Raw genomic sequence first — 17,021 nt, 5'->3', positions numbered from 1 at the left:
TCAGCCCGGCAGAGCCGCCTGAGACAGATCCATCAGTTCGCGCAGGGCCACCGAGAAGATGGCGCAATCACGCACCTTGGTGGCGCGAATCTCCTCCAGCATCTGACCCCAGCGTGCGGCAGGCAGCGCGTATTGTTCCAGCCAGCGACTGACCCGCTCGGCGTCATCGGCCGCCTCCAGTTCGCTCTGCAGCACCCGCTTGGTCAACAGCCGCTGCTGGCTGTTAAGGTCGTCACGGTAGCTGTCGCAGGCCAGCGACTGCCAGTGATTGCGGGCCTCATAGCCGCGTACCTGCTGATCGAACCAGTGCAGCTGCAGGCGGTCACCGAGGCCGAAGTAGACCTCGGCCACCTGAGTCAGCGGTTTGCCGGTCTGCTCCGCCACCTGAATGATCCCCAGCAGTGAAAACAGACTGTCAGCGCTCGCCGCCAGCTCCGCCAGAGGCTCGGAAACACCCTGCGCCTGCATGGCATCACGTTTGTTTTGCCAGTCTTCACGCCGACTACCCTGCACCAACGTGCCGATATGGGGCGCCAGTTCGGCAATACCCGCGCGGTAGCGCGCGATGCAACGCGCCGGCTCCAGCTCGTAACGATGGTTGCGCAGGAACCAATAGCTGGCGCGGCGGATCAAGCGCTGCAGTTCGGCCATGATCTGGCGCTGCAGGGCCACATCCACCTGGCCGTCGAGCTGCTCCACCTGACTCCAGCTATCATCCATCGCGAACACATCACGTGCTATCACGTAAGCGACCGCAACTTCGTCATAATCGGCACCACTGGCCTGGCGCACCACGTGGGGATAGGTGATCCCCATGCGATTGACCATGCCGTTGGCGAGCTGATTGGCGATGATCTCGGCACGCAGGCGGTGGCCCGCCACCGCTTCAGGAAAATCGCTGCTGATGCGGGCCGGGAAGGCACCCCGCACCTCCGCGGCGATCACCGGGTCGGCGTAGATCCGCGGTGATACCAGCGCCTCTTTCAATTCCGCCTTGATGTAGGAGATCAGCACCGACAGCTCCGGGGTAGTCAGCTGCTTGCGGCTTTGCAGTTCGTCATCGCCGGGCAGGTACTCCAGTTCACGATCCAGTTTGCCGTCAGCTTCGAGGCTGTGGATCAGGCGGATATACTCCTCCGGATCGCGCTCGGCGTGCTCGCGGGCGATACTCAACGCCTGCACCTGGCTGTAGTTGTTGCGCAGTACCAGGCGGGAGACGTCGTCGGTCATATCCTTGAGCAGGCGGTTGCGCTGCTTGACCGTCATGTCGCCGTTGGCCACCACCTCATTGAGCAGAATCTTGATATTGACCTCGTGGTCGGAGCAGTCCACCCCGCCGGCGTTGTCGATAAAGTCGGTGTTGCAGCTACCACCGATTTTGGCAAACTCGATCCGCCCCAACTGGGTAAAGCCGAGGTTGCCGCCCTCGCCCAGCACCTTGCAGCGCAGCTGGTTGCCGTTGATCCGCAGGCTGTCGTTGGCCTTGTCACCAACATCGGCGTGGGATTCACTGCTGGCTTTAACATAGGTGCCGATGCCGCCATTCCAGAGCAGATCTACCGGCGCCTGCAACAGCGCCGAGATCAGCTCGTTGGGGCTGAGGCTGTCGGCCTCGATGGCAAAGCGCTGCTTCATCGCGGCGCTGATCTTGATCGACTTGGCGCTGCGGTCGAACACCCCGCCGCCCCTGGAGATCAGCTTGGCGTCGTAGTCGGCCCAGCTGGAGCGCGGCAGCGCAAACAGCCGCTGACGTTCGGCGAAGCTGGCGGCGGTATCAGGCTCGGGGTCGATAAAGATATGCAGGTGGTTGAACGCCGCCACCAAGCGAATCTGCTCCGACAGCAGCATGCCGTTACCGAACACGTCGCCGCCCATATCGCCGATACCGACCACGGTGAAGGGCTCGGTCTGGGTATCCAGTCCGCGTTCGCGGAAGTGGCGCTTGACCGATTCCCAGGCACCCTTGGCGGTAATGCCCATCCCCTTGTGGTCGTAGCCCTGGCTGCCGCCGGAAGCGAAAGCGTCGCCAAGCCAGAAGCCGTATTCTTCGGCCAGCGCGTTGGCGATATCAGAGAAGGTGGCGGTGCCCTTGTCGGCGGCGACCACCAGATAGGGGTCGTCATCGTCGTGGCGGATCACGTCCCGGGGCGGAACCACCTCACCGCCCACCAGGTTGTCGGCCAGATCCAGCAGGCCGCGAATAAAGGTCTGGTAACAGGCGATTCCCTCGGCCTGAATCTCATCGCGGGAACCACCCTCCGGCAGGCACTTGGCGACAAAGCCGCCCTTGGCACCCACTGGCACGATCACCGCATTCTTGACCTGCTGCGCTTTTACCAGCCCCAGCACTTCGGTACGGAAGTCTTCCAGTCGGTCGGACCAGCGCAGGCCGCCGCGAGCGACCTTGCCGCCGCGCAGGTGCACCCCCTCAACCCGGGGCGAATAGACAAAGGTTTCAAACATCGGTCGCGGGCGCGGAATGTTGGCGATCTCGCGCGGGTTGAGCTTGAACGACATATAGGGCTTGAAGCCGCCATCGCCATCACACTGGAAATAGTTGGTCCGCAGGGTCGCCTTGATCAGCTCCAACAGGCGGCGCAGGATACGATCATCATTGAGGTTGTCCACCTGCTCGATGGCATCCGCTACCGAGGCTTCCAGCCGTTTGGCCAGCGCATCCACCTTGTCGCTGCTCTGCCGGGCCGGCTCGAAGCGGGCGCGGAACAGCCCCACCAGCAGTTTGGTCACCTGCAGATGACGCGCCAGGGTATCGGCGATGTAGGGCTGGCTGTAGTCGAACCGCAACTGGCGGTTATAGCGGGTATAGGCGCGCAGCAGCGCCACTTCACGCCAGCTCAGCTTGCCGCCCACCACCAGCCGGTTGAATTCATCATTCTCCGCCTGACCGTCCCAGATCGCCGCAAAGGCGTCCTGAAACAGCTGCTTCACCTCCTGCAGCTCCACCGGCTCGCTGCTGTAATAGCTGAGGGTGAAGTCGTGCAGCCAGAACTCACGTCCGTCGCTGCGGCGAACCTCGTAGGGGTGTTCGCCCACCACCCGCATACCGAGATTCTCCAGTACCGGAATGATATCGGACAGGATCAACGGTTCGCCTTCACAGAGCAGCTTGAAGCGCAGCAGGTCACTGGATTCCTCCAGCATCCGGTAAAAACTCATCGCCACCGGCTGACCGGCTTCAATCTCCGCCAGCCGCTGCACGTCGTACACCGCGTTGCTGGGGGTAAAGTGCTCACGGTAGGCGCTGGGGAAGGCACCCCGGTAAAGGGTGGCGTAGCGGTTACCCTGCTCTTCACCACAGCGGTCAATCAGCGCGTGATGCAGCTCTTCATCCCAGGCGCGCGAAGTTTCCACCACCTGCGCCTGCAGATTGGCCAGATCCCAATCGGTGGGCTGGTCCGGATCGACCCGTAGTACAAAGTGGGTACGCGCCAGCACCGATTCGGAAAAATGGGTGGTGAACTCGGTATCCAGGGCGCCAAATTGCTGCTCCAGCAGCCGTTGTACCCGACCACGCAGGTCGGTGCTGTAGATATCCCGCGGCGCATAGTAAAGACAGGAGAAGAACTTGCCGCAGGGGTCGGGGCGCACGAACAGCCGCACCTTGCGCCGCTCCTGCAGGTTGAAGATCCCCATGGCGGTCTCGAACAGCGCCGCCGCCGGCGTAAGGAACAGCTCCTCACGCGGCAGATCCTTGATCACCTGGGCCAGCTCTTTGCTGCTGTGACCACCGGGTTCAAAGCCGGCCTGCTCCACCACCCAGGCGACCTTGCGCCGCAGCAGCGGAATCGTCCGCGGCGACACCGCAAACACCGGTGAGGTGTAAAGCCCGTAAAAACGCTGCTCGCCAATCACGCTGCCGCTGTCGTCGTAGCGTTTGACCACCACCAGATCGCGGTAGACCGGACGGTGAACACGGGAGCGGAAGCCGTCCTTACCGAACATCACCGGGTCGGTGGTCTGAATAAAGACCCGCTCGTTATCACGCAGCCCCTGCAGCGCCTTGCGCCCTTTACCCTTGTTGCCACGCACGCGCAGGGTGCCGAGCTCGCTGTCCTTGATTCGCGCCAGCGCCAGCTCGTCGCCGCTGCCGCTAAGCTCGACTTCGTCGTAGGCCAGAAAGGTGAAGTTGTCTGCCAGCAGCCACTCCAGAAAGGCGCGCGCTTCAGCGGCTTGTTCCGCGTCGATAGCGGCTGGCAGGTGGGTCAAGCGCTCTGCCGCCTCCTGCACCCGCTGCTGCATGGTCGGGTAGTCGGTCACCGCCGCGCGCACATCGCCCAGTACATCGAGCAGATCGCTTTCGATCGCTTTCAGCTCGTCGCGATCACTGCGACGATCGACCTCCAGATAGATGGCGGATTCCCGCGCCTTGCCGGCGGCGGCGCTGCTGTCGAACACGCCCAGCAGCTGCCCCTTGGCATCCCGCTCCACCGCGATGATGGCGTTGTGAATGGCGTGAATCGACAGCCCCTGACGGTTCAGCTCCATCCGCACCGAGTCCACCAGAAACGGCATATCGCCATTGAGGATCTCGATCACGGTGTGGTTGGAGTGCCAGCCATGCTGCTCCACATCGGGATTGAACACCCGCACCTTGGGACTACCGTCGCTGCGTTGCTGCAGAAAGTGCCAACAGGAGAGCGTCGCGCCATAAAGATTCTCCAGCCGGCGCTCGGCCAGCTCATCCACCGGTGTCACATGGTAGTAGAGCCGGGCGAAGCGGCTGAGCTCTTCGGCAATCTGGGTTTCGAGTTTGGTGGTGAAAAGTTCGGACAACTTGGAGAGCAGCTTCTGTTTGACGCTGCTGCGTGAATCGAACATATAAAAGCGGTTAGCCTCGAGTGAGTAGATCAGATCAAAAACGCGGGTGCCCCAGAACCTGAAGTACCGGGCACCCGCCGGGTTAATTGTTGGGTCGCAGCACCAGTACCGAGCAGCCGGCCCGCTCCACCACCCGCGACGAATTGGATCCGAGCAACACGTGATCCACCTTGCTGCGGTGATGGGCGGTCATTACGATCAGGTCGGCGTCCATCCGTCGCGCCTGCTTGATGATCCGCTCGGCGGGATTGCCCTGATGCACCGACAGGTTGTAGTGCACCCCTTCCGGCAGGTGCGCCTTGGCAAAATCAACCAGGTGCTGCTCAACCGCCTCATGGGCCTTGTCCACCGCCGACTTCTTGAAGTAGGACGCAACCAGCGGCGAGCTGAAGCCGGGGATCACCGTCATCAGATGGATCTCGCCCCCCTCGCTATCCACCTCGCGTAACGCCACCGCAATCGCCTGTTCGGAGAATTGTGGCTCTTCGACGTCAACCGGAATCAAAATGTGCTTGAACATAGTTAGGTTCCTTGGCCGGCCCGGCCGGCTTCCCTGCTCCGTTAAGTTGCGGCGACCGCTGCGTCGTCAGCCTCGCGCCGGCGCCGCTGCATAAGTACGATCGGTACCAGCAACAGCAGCGCGGGGATAAAGATCAGCTCTTTAGGCGGCTGTGACTGCGGCAGCTCTACCCGGTCGATCACCTGATCGAAGGCAAACCCCGCTTTTTCAGCACTGCTGTCAAAGCCCACCATGTCGACCACCACGTCGTCTTTGTTGGTGATCAGTTCCAGTCCGGCGTCGAACAGCTGATCCTTGAGTGTCGCTCCTTCCGGCAGCGTCAGCAGGGTGACAAAACTGCGCGGGTTACCGACGGCGTCTTCACCGTGAATATGGACGCGGATCTTGGCACCGCCCTCCACCGCCGCGCGGTCACTCATCAGCGCCGCCGGAGGCAGCTCCTCATAAGCCGGCGCGATCATGTCCATCCAGAACCCCGGGCGGAACAGCGAGAACGCGATCAGGATCAACAGCGCACCTTCATACAACCGGTTACGGGCAAAGAAGTAGCCTTGGGTCGCGGCGGTAAACAGCAGAATCGCCACCGTCGACACCACGAACACCACGATCCCCTGCCACCAGGTCACGTTGATCAGCAGCAGGTCGGTGTTGAAGATAAACAGGAACGGCAGAATGGCGGTTCTGAGACTGTAGAAGAAAGCCACAAAACCGGTGCGGATCGGATCGCCGCCCGATACCGCGGCGGCGGCGAACGAGGCCAGCCCCACCGGCGGGGTCACGTCCGCCATGATGCCGAAGTAGAACACGAACAGATGCACCGCGATCAGCGGCACAATCAGGCCCGATTCCTGCCCCAGGGTCACGATCACCGGCGCCAGCAGCGACGACACCACGATATAGTTGGCGGTGGTCGGCAGGCCCATACCGAGGATCAGGCTGAGCACCGCGGTCAGCAGCAGCATCAGCAGCAGATTGCCCATGGAGAGAACCTCAACCAGATCCGCCAGCACCGAACCAACCCCGGTCTGGGATACGGCACCGACGATGATACCGGCGGTGGCAGTGGCGATGCCGATACCGATCATATTGCGCGCACCGACGATCAGGCCGTCGATCAGTTGGTTAAAGCCGCGACGCAGTTGGCGCTTCACCTTGCCCTGACCCCGGAAGTAGGCAAACAGGGCCCGCTGGGTGATGAGGATGAACATCATCAGCACCGTGGCCCAGAACGCCGACAGCCCAGGCGACAAGCGCTCCACCATCAGACACCAGACCAGCACCACCACCGGCAGAATAAAATGCAGACCGGATTTCACCGTTGGCCCGGTTTCCGGCAACTCGACCACCTCGGACTCCGGGTCGTCCAGTTCCAGATCCGGGAACTGGGACCCAAAACGCACCAGCAGTACATAGACCGCCAGTAGCAGCACGGCGATCACCATACTGGCGTAGTCACCCGCCAGCGGCTTGATCCAGCCGATACCGAAATAAACCGCGAAGGCGATGGTAGCGGTGGCCAGAAAGCCGAACAGCACCCCGATCAGGCGCGCCTGCCAGGGTTTGACCGTACCGCGACGCGGCAGACCACGCATTCCCTGCTTGAGCGCTTCAAGGTGAACGATGTAGACCAGCGCGATATAGGAGATCAGCGCCGGCAGAAACGCATGGGTAATCACCTGCACGTAGGAGAGGCCGACGTACTCCACCATCAGGAACGCCGCCGCACCCATCACCGGCGGCATGATCTGGCCGTTGACCGAGGATGCCACCTCCACGGCGCCGGCTTTCTCAGCGCTGAAGCCCACCCGACGCATCATCGGAATGGTAAAGGTACCCGTCGTCACCACGTTGGCGATGGAGGAGCCGGAGATCAGCCCGGTCATGCCCGAGGAGACCACCGCCGCCTTGGCCGGTCCGCCCCGCATATGACCCAGCAGCGAAAACGCCACCTTGATGAAGTAGTTACCGGCGCCGGCTTTATCCAGCAGCGCACCAAAGAGCACAAACAGGAACACAAAGCTGGTGGAGACCCCGAGGGCGATACCGAACACCCCTTCGGTGGTGATCCACTGGTGGTTGACCACCTGCGACAGCGAGGCTCCCTTGTGGGCAATAATCTCCGGCATATAGGGGCCGCCGAAGGTGTAGATCAGAAACACCGAGGCCACCGCCACCAGCGGTGGTCCTAACGCTCGCCGCGTGGCCTCCAGCAACAGTACGCCGCCGATGCAGGCGACCCAGAGATCCTGGGTAATGGGCGCACCGGGACGGGCGGACAGGTCAACATAAAAGATAAACAGGTAGGCGGCCGAGAACGCGCCCAGCACCGCCATGATCATATCTGCCAGCGGCACCCGTTCGCGGGGCGAGCCGCCAAAGGCGGGATAGGCCATGAAGGCCAGAAAAACGGCAAAACCGAGGTGAATCGAGCGCGCTTCGGTATCGTTGAACACCCCAAAGCTGCCGACCAGCGGCCAATCGTAAAAAGGCAGCGGTGAAGCGATCCACAGCTGGAACAGGGACCAGCACAAGGCGGCCCCGAGAATCAGGACACGCTGGACACCTTGCGGGTCACGGGCACCGGCGTCAGTGGACGCCACCAGATCCTGAAGCTCAGCGTCGCTGAGTTTATTAGAAGAAGTCGTCTTCAGGTCGCTCATAACAAGCTCCGATCCGAAACACAGGCTCCGCAGAACGGAGCCGGGGACAGGTACGCCAACGCGGCCGGATAGCAACTATCCGACCGCGCAGCTACCGGCGGAATTACATCCAGCCGCGTTCCTTGTAGTAACGTACCGCGCCTTCATGCAGCGGAGCAGACAGGTTGTTCTTGATCATCTTGGCCGGGTCCAGATTGGCGAACGCCGGGTGCAGACGCTTGAAGCGGTCAAAGTTGTCGAACACCGCCTTCACCACCTGATAGATGGTATCCGCATCGGCCTGGGTAGACGACACGAAGGTCGCGCCCACACCGAAGGTGGTGGTGTCGGCATCGGTACCGTTGTACATACCGCCGGGAATGGTGGCGACGGCGTAGTAGGCGTTGTCACCCACCAGCTTGTCGACTTCAGCACCGGTCACAGAGATCAGCTTGGCATCGCAGGAGGTGGTCGCCTCCTTGATGGAGCCGTTGGGGTGACCGGCGGTAAAGATGATCGCGTCCACCTTGTTATCGCACAGGGCCTGGGACTGCTCGGAAGACTTCAGCTCGGAAGCCAGTTTGAAGTCATCCATGCTCCACCCCTTGGCACCCATCAGTACTTCCATGGTACCGCGCTGACCGGAGCCGGGGTTGCCGACGTTGACGCGCTTGCCCTTCAGGTCGTCGAACGTATTGATGCCGGAGTCAGCACGGGCCACCACGGTGAAGGGCTCGGGGTGCACGGAAAACACCGCCCGCAGATCGGGGTTGGCGCCCTGATCTTCAAACTTGCTGGTGCCGTTGTAGGCGTGGTACTGCCAGTCGGACTGGGCCACACCCATGTCCTGGTCGCCGGCACGGATGGCGTTCAGGTTGGCGACCGAACCACCGGTCGAGGGGGCGGTACATTTGATCCCGTGATCGTCGGAGCCACGGTTAACCAGACGGCAGATGGACTGACCAACAACGTAGTAAACGCCGGTCTGGCCGCCGGTACCGATAGTCACGAAACGCTGCTCAGCCGCAGAAACAGAGCCGCTGAGCGCAGACAGCGCCATACCGGCAGAAAGCGCGGTAGTGGCAACAATATTCTTTAGATTCATCGCTTTATCCTTATCAATCTTATGGTTCTTATGTCCGCCGGGGTGATGGCGCCGGACGCCCCTAACACACCGATTGCTGGCCGACCGCCCAACTGCTGCCGGGCCGACCGTTTTCGACAGGGTGGACGCATCTTAGATAGACAGCGATGCCAGCGCGTACGCCATACGCGCCATTAACACCTCCTTGCGTGCCTTTCCGGCTTTTTTTACCCACTCCGGCAGCTCCTTGCGCTAAACCCACTGCAATGCCGCTGAGTCGCAAAGTGTCGTTCCCTCGCCGGAATGCGCTACCATGCGGCCGCGACCGCAGGAACCGAGCAGATGATGCGCTGGCTTTACCAACTCCGACAGTACCGAAAAGAGAACCCGCTGGCAGTGCGCCTGTTGGCGTACATCCTGCTATTCAGTTCGGTCATCACCCTCACCTCCACCGCCACCCAGATCTACCTTGATTACCGCAACGATCTGGAACTGATCGAGGATCGCATCCGCCAGCTGGAAGCCACCTCGCTCAACGAGATCGCCAGCCAGGTGTGGCTGATCAACGACGAGCGGATTCGCGCGCAACTGGACGGCCTGTCGCAGCTACCCGACCTGCAGTACCTGCTGCTGGATACCCAGTTCGATGAACGTTTCACCGCCGGCCGCCAACCGGCCGCCGACACACCGCTGCTGACCCGGCGCTACCCGCTCAGCCACACCACCGCCGAGGGCGAGGAGTACCGCCTGGGCGAGTTAACGGTGATGTTCAGCCTGGAGCGGGTGTACCGCAATTTGAAGGACCGGGTGCTGGTGATCTTTGCCACCCAGGGGATCAAGACCTTTCTGGTGTCGATCTTTATTCTCTACATCTTCTGGAAGCTGGTGACCCAGCACCTGGGCACGCTGTCGCGCTACGCCCGCGCGCTGACACCCCACGCCCTCGATGAACCTCTGGTTCTGCCCCGCCGCCGCCAGCAGCGGGACGAGTTGGGAGAAGTGGTCAGCGCCATCAATACCATGCGCGAATCCCTGAAGGAGGATATCAGCCAGCGAATTCAGGCGGAGCAGGCACTGGCGGAGCTCAACGAACGCCTGGAGGCGCGGGTTCAACAGCGCACCCGCGAACTGCAACAGGCCAACACCGAACTCAGCAACACCCTCGACCAGTTGCGCAACACCCAGAGTCAGCTGGTGGAGTCGGAGAAGATGGCCGCGCTGGGTAATCTGGTCGCCGGGGTTGCCCACGAGATCAACACCCCGATCGGCATCGGTCTGACCGCAGCCTCCTACCTGCAGGATCAGGCGGTCAGCTTCCGGCAGCGTCAGGACCAGCACCCGCTGGTGGCCATCGCCGCGGAGAGCAGCGACCTGATCACCGCCAACCTCAAGCGCGCCGCACAGTTGATCAACGCCTTCAAACAGGTCTCTGCGGACCAGTCGAGCGAGCAGGCGCGCCACTTCATGCTGGGGGAGTATCTGGATGAGATATTGCTGTCGATGGCACCGCGGTTAAAACAGAGCCAGCCCCAGATCGAGATCGATTGCCCGCCGGATCTGCGGCTCTACAGCTACCCCGGCGCGCTGTACCAGATTCTGTCCAACCTGATCCAGAACTCGCTGATTCACGGCTTCGAGGAACGCCCGGGGGGCACCATCACCATCCGCGCACGCAGCGACGGCGACACCACCCTGATCGACTATCGCGACGACGGCCGCGGCATCAACGAAACGATCCGTCCCAAAGTGTTTAACCCCTTCTTCACCACCCGCCGCCATCAGGGGTCCACCGGGCTGGGACTGCATATCGCCTACAACCTGTCGACCCAGCGCCTGAGCGGCGAGCTGCGTTGCGCGGCCAACAACAGCGACCACCCCCGCGGGGCGCGCTTTCTGCTCAGGCTGGCGACGCGAACCACGCCGGAGGCGACCGCAACCGTCGACTGAGGCGCGGATCTTACCACCAACTCAGTCCGACGGCGGCAACACCCAGTCGGGGCGGGGAAAGTGGCAGCTGTAGCCCTGAGGGTAGCGCTGCAGATAGTCCTGATGCTCGGGCTCCGCCTCCCAGAAATCACCCGCCGGGGCCAGCTCGGTCACTACAGGCCCGGGCCAGCGGCCGGAGGCATCCACCTCGGCAATGGTCTGCTCGGCGATCCGCCGCTGCTCCTCGTCGGTGTAATAGATCGCCGAGCGATAGGAGAGCCCCCGATCGTTGCCCTGGCGATTCAAGGTGGTAGGGTCATGAATCTGGAAGAAGAACGCCAATAACTGGCGATAGCTGATCTGGGCCGGATCAAACAGAATTTCGATCCCTTCAGCATGGGTACCGTGATCACGATAGGTGGCATTGGCCACATCACCACCGGTATAGCCGACCCGGGTCTGCTCCACGCCCGGCAGTTTACGAATCAGCTCCTGCATACCCCAGAAGCAGCCGCCGGCGAGAACCGCACGTTGTGTCATTCAATCACCCTCCACCTGATCCAGATAAGCCCCATAACCCTCGGCTGCCATCTGCGCGCGCGGCACAAACCGCAACGACGCCGAATTGATACAGTAACGCAACCCGCCCCGGTCTGACGGACCGTCGGGGAATACGTGCCCCAAGTGGCTGTCACCATGGGTTGAGCGCACCTCGGTGCGAATCATCCCGTGGCCGGTATCGCGCAGCTCGGTTACATTGGCCGGCTCCACCGGCTTGGTAAAACTGGGCCAGCCGCAACCGGAGTGGTACTTGTCGGTCGATACAAACAGCGGCTCGCCCGAGACCACATCCACATACAACCCCGGCTCGGTATGGTCGGTATAAGCACCGGTAAAGGGGCGTTCAGTGCCGTTTTGCTGGGTTACCTGATACTGCTCCGGCGTCAGCCGGGCGACCGCATCGTCGGTTTTACGGTAGTCACTCATCGCTGTCCTCATGCTGCCGGCCACTGCCGGCCCCAAGTGATCATCAACAGTCCGCCCGCGGCAGACCTTGCGCTATTAGAGCCGCAGAACGCCGATTCGTTACCCTGCGGGGTCAAAAAGCACGCAAGCCCCCCGAGGGCTTTCCAGACAGAACAGCTAGCCGACTGAAAACAATCACAAATTTGCGCCAAAGCACGGAGCTGGCCTGCCCCGCTGCAACGGTTCATGCTAATGTAAATTAACCGCGGGCCACTTCGTCCGGCCCCGCATCACCACCACGAGGCGTGTTCATGTTCGGACTGCAGTCACTCCCCAAAAAATGTGATTTCAACCGTATCGCGGTACTGACCAGCGGTGGCGACGCACCGGGAATGAACGCCGCCATCCGCGCGATCGTGCGCACGGGCCACAGCGAAGATGTCGATATTTTTGGTATTCAGCGCGGCTACAGCGGCCTGGTGGAGGGCGACGTCCGCCCCCTCAGCACTCGCGCAGTAGCGCATATCCTGCAGCGGGGCGGCACCATACTGAAAAGCGACCGCTGCGATGCGTTTCGCGATCCGGCGGTACGCTGGCAAGCGGTTGAGCAGCTCAGGGATGCCGGTATCGAGGCACTGGTGGTGATCGGCGGCGAGGGCTCGCTGACCGGCGCCATGCTGATGCAACAGGAAACCGGCTTCCCCGTGATCGGCCTGCCAGGCACCATCGACAACGATATCTACGGTACCGAGGATTCCATCGGTTTTGACACCGCTGTAGACACCGCCCTCGGTTCCATCGACCGCATCCGCGATACCGCCAACTCCCACGATCGCCTGTTTCTGGTAGAGGTGATGGGACGCAATTCCGGCTTTATCGCCGCCTACGCCGGCATCGCCGGTGGGGCCGAGTTTGTAATGACGCCAGAAAACCAGTTCGACCCGGACTGGCTCTACGACGAACTGGTCAAGAGCCACCGGGCCGGCAAGAGCAGCAGTCTGGTGCTGGTGGCCGAGGGCGCCGTGCCGGGGCGCACCCAGGCGCTGGCCCAGTCCTTGATTGAGCGCGGGCTGGAACCGCGGGTCTGTATACTGGGCCACACCCAACGGGGCGGCGCACCCACCGGGCACGACCGCATGTTGGCCTCTTATCTGGGCGCCATGGCGATCCGCCATCTGCTCGCCGGCGACTCCAATATCATGCTCGGCATCGCCCGGCACCAGCTGGTACAGGTGCCGCTCACCGACGTCGCCGGCAAAAGCAAGACCCTGCCGCCCGGAGTGACCGATCTGGCGGCGGTGCTGCGCCGTAGTATCTGAGCGGCTGGACCTGCGGGTCAGATCATAGGGTGATTGGCAACAAAGTGGTTGATCGCCTGGTGCACCTCATGGGCACGCTTGGCGTCGGCCTGGCGTTCAACCTTCTCCAGATACTCCTGCAGAAAGCCCACCATCTTGCGGCACTCCCTGGGGTCATCGGCGTACTGTTGCACCAGCGCACACACCTCGATTGGTGATACATGAGTGCCCTGCAGCAGCCCCTGGATCTCGTCATCGGACAGATCGCAGTAATCGGCACAATCTTTAAACGTCAGCATGATTACGTCCTCCATTGCCCCGTTAGACGCACCGCCGTAGTGCGAACCGGTAACCACGGCGCCACAACGGAGCGATTCTTGTTGTGGTCGGGATAGATCACTCTTGCTAACAACTTGATTTTATTAATGCCAGAATAATACCTAGCGTTACACTCGGTATTTGCAGCATATATCGCGCCAGCCCCCTGCCGCGCCGGCACGGCCTGGTTGGGTTGGGTTGGGTTGGTTGCGTTCAGTTGACGGATTAGTCAGAGCCTAGGGTAACGCGGAGCGCGGTAATCACAGAGAAAACGGGGGCAAGCAACAAGCAGAGGCAGCAACTAAGCGCGATATCAGCCGCACACCTCGATAAACCACTTGGGTTTTATCCGGCCGAAATCCCGGCGAACGTTGGACTTCAGCGACGCCTTCGAATCCAGCACCCGTGCACCGTCACCGTCGCGCACAAAAACCACCCAGTGCCAGAAGGGTCTGTCACCCTCCATCCGCCACTTGATCGCCAGCAGCGCCTTGTCCGGCAGATGCTCCCAGGAGTCGAACGGGGTCTGGTCGGGCGCGAGTGCCACGCCCAGTTGCCGCAACAGCCGGCGAACGGAGTTCGGATCCGACCACAGCGCCGGGTCCGAGGCATCGATCCCCAGCGCGCTGGCAACCGCCTTCGCCTCGGCATAACCGACGCCGGCCAGCAGTGCGCTAGCAGCGATGCCACAGCCGGTGGGATGTTGCTGGATAACAGGGTGCATGCCGATACTGACTCCGGAGTTGCCTGACAACATAGGATAGGAGACTGACCGGGCGGCTGCGCTGTTGTTACCGTCAACCGCCCGTTATCGGCCCAGGGTATTGTTTGTCCCAGCTAGCGCTCTGCTAAGGAGAGGCTGCTGCATAGCAGCGAAGGACCGAGCCCACCGCAGTTGGGCTGTGCGTTGACGGGAGGGCCGCCGTCACTTGTTAAGTGCCGATAACCATTTTGGCACCGTATGTTAACCTTATTTTAACGGCTGTAGATGCTGTGTCTTTCCCCAGCGCCTTGATCCCTTTGCTCAGTTGTTCTCCCAAAGACACATTAGATTGAAGCTCATCAGGTACAGCGTTAAAGACTTCAAGACCTTAGGGGGTTAACGTTACACCCTCGAAACTGATTGGGCGACCAGGGTTCTTACACCATAAATAGCCAGCCTGTATTAGCCACTCCATAGCTTCCTCTGCAATCTGATATTCGATCTCAGAAAGATCGAAATAACCATCCGGGTCGTCCCCCATTGCTTCTTTGATTCCAATGCCTACATCCATTTTTGAAATGGTCACTCGGATTGGGAATTCCCTGTAGCACTGACCGAATATTTCGGCGACTGCTATGTTGAAGGCTACGATATTATTCATCGGCATTTAACGCCTCCAGCAGGGGCAGACAAAGCGCGTAGCGGTTTGGCTGTCCCTCTGGCTGGTCTTGTTAACTGCTTTACTGCACGCCATAGTGACTCTTCCAGCGTGTACGGGGTTTGCACTGAATTTCTGTCATAAAATCATTTAGGTTTTTTGACTTCTTTCCGGTGCGTTCGACTATCTTTTTTCTCCTGACGCGAGAATCAATGGTTTTGTAGCACTCAGCGTAAAATGTCTTTACAACAACAGGCCACTTGTCTCTGTAGCCTTTATCTATTTCCAGAAATCTGCGCAGACATAGTGCAACTAAGTCTGACATTTGAATCATAGGGTTCTTTCTTGAGTCTACAGGGTAACTGAACTCTACAATCCATTTCACCCGATTGGTCGCTGCGCCTTCAAATCTTCGGTTATGAACTATTCGCTCTATATCTGCATGAAGATTATCTTTCTCATCAAGAACTATTAAACCTCTGGCTGTATGCCCTAAGTTTTTCTTCACATGCCAATTTATGTAGGTCACGAGATAATCAAAGGAGCATAGATACGGTGTTTTATAGTCAAAAGGAAAATCGAAGTCACACTCCCGGCCATTTAATACCTCTTTTTCAATCGCGTAGAAGAAGGCATCGTGGCCAAGATCATCTAACAACCCCAATACATCCCTGACAAGTTGAAGCCGCTTTTCTATATCGTGACCGGCGAATGGCCCTTCACCTTTTGGGCTAAGCAATTCAAGCGAATGAAGCTCGAAATTTTCTGGGACTTTCCCTTCGAAATAGCTGCTTATGATCTTTGAAAAGGATGTCTGGGTGTTATTCCACTTTTGATCTGCGACAGAGATACCACCAAGAACAAAGATAGGTTGATTGGCATCTTCAAGATTGGCTCCAGTACAGCCACTTTCATCCATGTAGAAAAAGTGCACGAATCCCTCCTATGCAGTTAACAGCCCGTTTATGAGGCCAAAGGCCTCATAATAATTATTTTCAGGTGCACCACTGTTTCAGTCGCGCTCAAATACAGCGATTACGACCTGCTGAAATACCGCTGCTTTCTGTAGCCTCGTCAGCCTGCGTTCGAAAAAAACAGGCGCAAGGCCCGATAACAGAGGTATCGGGAGATGGACCCATGGCGCGTACTGAATGTATGAGGAAAGGCCAATCCATGCTCGGTTCTTCCTGTTGGCCATTGGCCGCGGGAGCGGCCATTCACCCGGTCGATTCTGAGAACTTAAAGGCCTTTTGCGACCGAATCAAGGGCGGCGCCGCCGAGCACCCTATTGCGCCCGGTTCCAGTCGATACACTGCGCCAGTGTCACCCCGCTGCCGCCAAAGATATCCAGTGCGCTGCCGATGGTGAGATCCACCCTGCCGCCGGAAAGATCGGCCACTTGCTGCAGGTCTTGCAGCGACCGGGCGCCGCCGGCGTAGGTCACCGGAATGCGGCAGTGCTCACCGAGCAGCTGGACCAGCTCCTGATCGATACCGCCCTGCAGCCCTTCAACGTCCGCAGCGTGAATCAGAAATTCGGCGCAGTGGGATTCCAGCTCACGCAGAGTATCGGCGGTGATCGCCAGCTCGGTGACCGTTTGCCAGCGATCGGTGGCGATGCGCCAGCCATCGGCGGTACGGCGGCAACTGAGATCCAGTACCAGCCGTTCACTGCCGGTTGCAGCCTTGATCTGCTCCAGCCGCTGCCAGGAGAACTGGCCACCTTCGAACAGGTAGGAGGTCACGATCAGGTGAGAGGCGCCGGCTTCGAGAAACTCGGCGGCGTTACCGGGGTTGATCCCGCCACCAAACTGCAGCCCCTGCGGCCAGGCCGCCAGCGCCTGCAGCGCCTGTTCCTTGTTGCCCGGCCCCAGGGCGATCACATGCCCCCCGGTCAACCCGTGCTGACGATAGAGATCGGCGTAATAAGCAGCGCCATGGGTGCTGACAAAGTTGGTGTCGGCGCCCTGGTCATTGAGGCTACCACCGACGATCTGCTTCACCTGCCCCTGATGCAGGTCGATGCACGGACGAAACTGGGTCAAAACGGCCACTCCGGCTGAATGAGTTG

13 protein-coding genes are annotated in these 17,021 nt (G+C 60.3%); 2 read left to right on the top strand and 11 right to left on the bottom strand.

All coding sequences use genetic code 11. From position 1 onward, the window contains the following. The 4 genes from JJQ76_RS00400 to JJQ76_RS00385 form a co-directional block, all read right to left on the bottom strand. The gene (locus JJQ76_RS00400; protein WP_210394607.1) at nt 1-4,839 is read right to left on the bottom strand and encodes an NAD-glutamate dehydrogenase; all 4,839 of its coding nucleotides are present in this window, start codon (nt 4,837-4,839) and stop codon (nt 1-3) included. An 82-nt stretch (nt 4,840-4,921) separates the two neighbouring features. Further along, nucleotides 4,922-5,359, bottom strand: a complete 438-nt coding sequence (locus JJQ76_RS00395) for a universal stress protein (protein WP_210394606.1) — start codon at nt 5,357-5,359, stop codon at nt 4,922-4,924. A 41-nt stretch (nt 5,360-5,400) separates the two neighbouring features. Then, nucleotides 5,401-8,019, bottom strand: a complete 2,619-nt coding sequence (locus tag JJQ76_RS00390) for a TRAP transporter permease (protein WP_210394605.1) — start codon at nt 8,017-8,019, stop codon at nt 5,401-5,403. Nucleotides 8,020-8,122: 103 nt separating this feature from the next. Beyond that, entirely contained in the window at nt 8,123-9,103 is a 981-nt protein-coding gene (locus JJQ76_RS00385) for a TAXI family TRAP transporter solute-binding subunit (RefSeq protein WP_210394604.1), read from the bottom strand. A 321-nt stretch (nt 9,104-9,424) separates the two neighbouring features. Between JJQ76_RS00385 and JJQ76_RS00380 the strand changes: the two genes are divergently transcribed. Then, the gene (locus JJQ76_RS00380) at nt 9,425-11,029 is read left to right on the top strand and encodes a sensor histidine kinase (RefSeq protein ID WP_246480007.1); all 1,605 of its coding nucleotides are present in this window, start codon (nt 9,425-9,427) and stop codon (nt 11,027-11,029) included. 21 nt (nt 11,030-11,050) lie between these two features. Here JJQ76_RS00380 and msrA read toward each other — a convergent pair whose 3' ends face one another. Both msrA and msrB read right to left on the bottom strand, forming a co-directional pair. Next, entirely contained in the window at nt 11,051-11,548 is a 498-nt protein-coding gene (gene msrA / locus JJQ76_RS00375) for a peptide-methionine (S)-S-oxide reductase MsrA (RefSeq protein WP_210394603.1), read from the bottom strand. Then, nucleotides 11,549-11,995, bottom strand: a complete 447-nt coding sequence (msrB, locus tag JJQ76_RS00370; protein WP_210394602.1) for a peptide-methionine (R)-S-oxide reductase MsrB — start codon at nt 11,993-11,995, stop codon at nt 11,549-11,551. It abuts the gene before it with no gap. Nucleotides 11,996-12,285: 290 nt separating this feature from the next. Here msrB and pfkA point away from each other — a divergent pair, with 290 nt between their 5' ends. Beyond that, nucleotides 12,286-13,293, top strand: a complete 1,008-nt coding sequence (pfkA, locus tag JJQ76_RS00365) for a 6-phosphofructokinase (protein WP_210394601.1) — start codon at nt 12,286-12,288, stop codon at nt 13,291-13,293. A gap of 17 nt (nt 13,294-13,310) precedes the next feature. Here pfkA and JJQ76_RS00360 read toward each other — a convergent pair whose 3' ends face one another. The 5 genes from JJQ76_RS00360 to hisA form a co-directional block, all read right to left on the bottom strand. Further along, complete coding sequence (locus tag JJQ76_RS00360) at nt 13,311-13,571, bottom strand: hypothetical protein (protein WP_210394600.1); 261 nt, start codon at nt 13,569-13,571, stop codon at nt 13,311-13,313. A 332-nt stretch (nt 13,572-13,903) separates the two neighbouring features. After that, nucleotides 13,904-14,314 carry a hypothetical protein gene (locus tag JJQ76_RS00355; protein ID WP_210394599.1) on the bottom strand — a complete coding sequence of 137 codons (411 nt, stop codon included), beginning with the start codon at nt 14,312-14,314 and terminating at the stop codon, nt 13,904-13,906. Nucleotides 14,315-14,681: 367 nt separating this feature from the next. After that, nucleotides 14,682-14,954, bottom strand: a complete 273-nt coding sequence (locus tag JJQ76_RS00350) for a hypothetical protein (RefSeq protein ID WP_210394598.1) — start codon at nt 14,952-14,954, stop codon at nt 14,682-14,684. A 79-nt stretch (nt 14,955-15,033) separates the two neighbouring features. Then, nucleotides 15,034-15,885 carry a DUF3800 domain-containing protein gene (locus JJQ76_RS00345; protein ID WP_210394597.1) on the bottom strand — a complete coding sequence of 284 codons (852 nt, stop codon included), beginning with the start codon at nt 15,883-15,885 and terminating at the stop codon, nt 15,034-15,036. A 351-nt stretch (nt 15,886-16,236) separates the two neighbouring features. Further along, nucleotides 16,237-16,995 carry a phosphoribosylformimino-5-aminoimidazole carboxamide ribotide isomerase gene (hisA, locus tag JJQ76_RS00340; protein ID WP_210394596.1) on the bottom strand — a complete coding sequence of 253 codons (759 nt, stop codon included), beginning with the start codon at nt 16,993-16,995 and terminating at the stop codon, nt 16,237-16,239. Between the last annotated feature and the right edge of the window lie 26 nt (nt 16,996-17,021).

Source organism: Motiliproteus sediminis, from assembly GCF_017912535.1.
In the GTDB taxonomy this organism is placed as follows: Bacteria; Pseudomonadota; Gammaproteobacteria; order Pseudomonadales; family Balneatricaceae; genus Motiliproteus; species Motiliproteus sediminis.
The sequence above is the reverse complement of the archived record's forward strand: the minus strand, read 5'-3'. Positions and strand labels throughout refer to the sequence as shown.

Coding starts and splice junctions, on each gene's coding strand:
- JJQ76_RS00400 (WP_210394607.1), bottom strand. CDS start 4,839: ATGTTCGATTCACGCAGCAGCGTCAAACAGAAGCTGCTCTCCAAGTTG.
- JJQ76_RS00395 (WP_210394606.1), bottom strand. CDS start 5,359: ATGTTCAAGCACATTTTGATTCCGGTTGACGTCGAAGAGCCACAATTC.
- JJQ76_RS00390 (WP_210394605.1), bottom strand. CDS start 8,019: ATGAGCGACCTGAAGACGACTTCTTCTAATAAACTCAGCGACGCTGAG.
- JJQ76_RS00385 (WP_210394604.1), bottom strand. CDS start 9,103: ATGAATCTAAAGAATATTGTTGCCACTACCGCGCTTTCTGCCGGTATG.
- JJQ76_RS00380 (WP_246480007.1), top strand. CDS start 9,425: ATGATGCGCTGGCTTTACCAACTCCGACAGTACCGAAAAGAGAACCCG.
- msrA (WP_210394603.1), bottom strand. CDS start 11,548: ATGACACAACGTGCGGTTCTCGCCGGCGGCTGCTTCTGGGGTATGCAG.
- msrB (WP_210394602.1), bottom strand. CDS start 11,995: ATGAGTGACTACCGTAAAACCGACGATGCGGTCGCCCGGCTGACGCCG.
- pfkA (WP_210394601.1), top strand. CDS start 12,286: ATGTTCGGACTGCAGTCACTCCCCAAAAAATGTGATTTCAACCGTATC.
- JJQ76_RS00360 (WP_210394600.1), bottom strand. CDS start 13,571: ATGCTGACGTTTAAAGATTGTGCCGATTACTGCGATCTGTCCGATGAC.
- JJQ76_RS00355 (WP_210394599.1), bottom strand. CDS start 14,314: ATGCACCCTGTTATCCAGCAACATCCCACCGGCTGTGGCATCGCTGCT.
- JJQ76_RS00350 (WP_210394598.1), bottom strand. CDS start 14,954: ATGAATAATATCGTAGCCTTCAACATAGCAGTCGCCGAAATATTCGGT.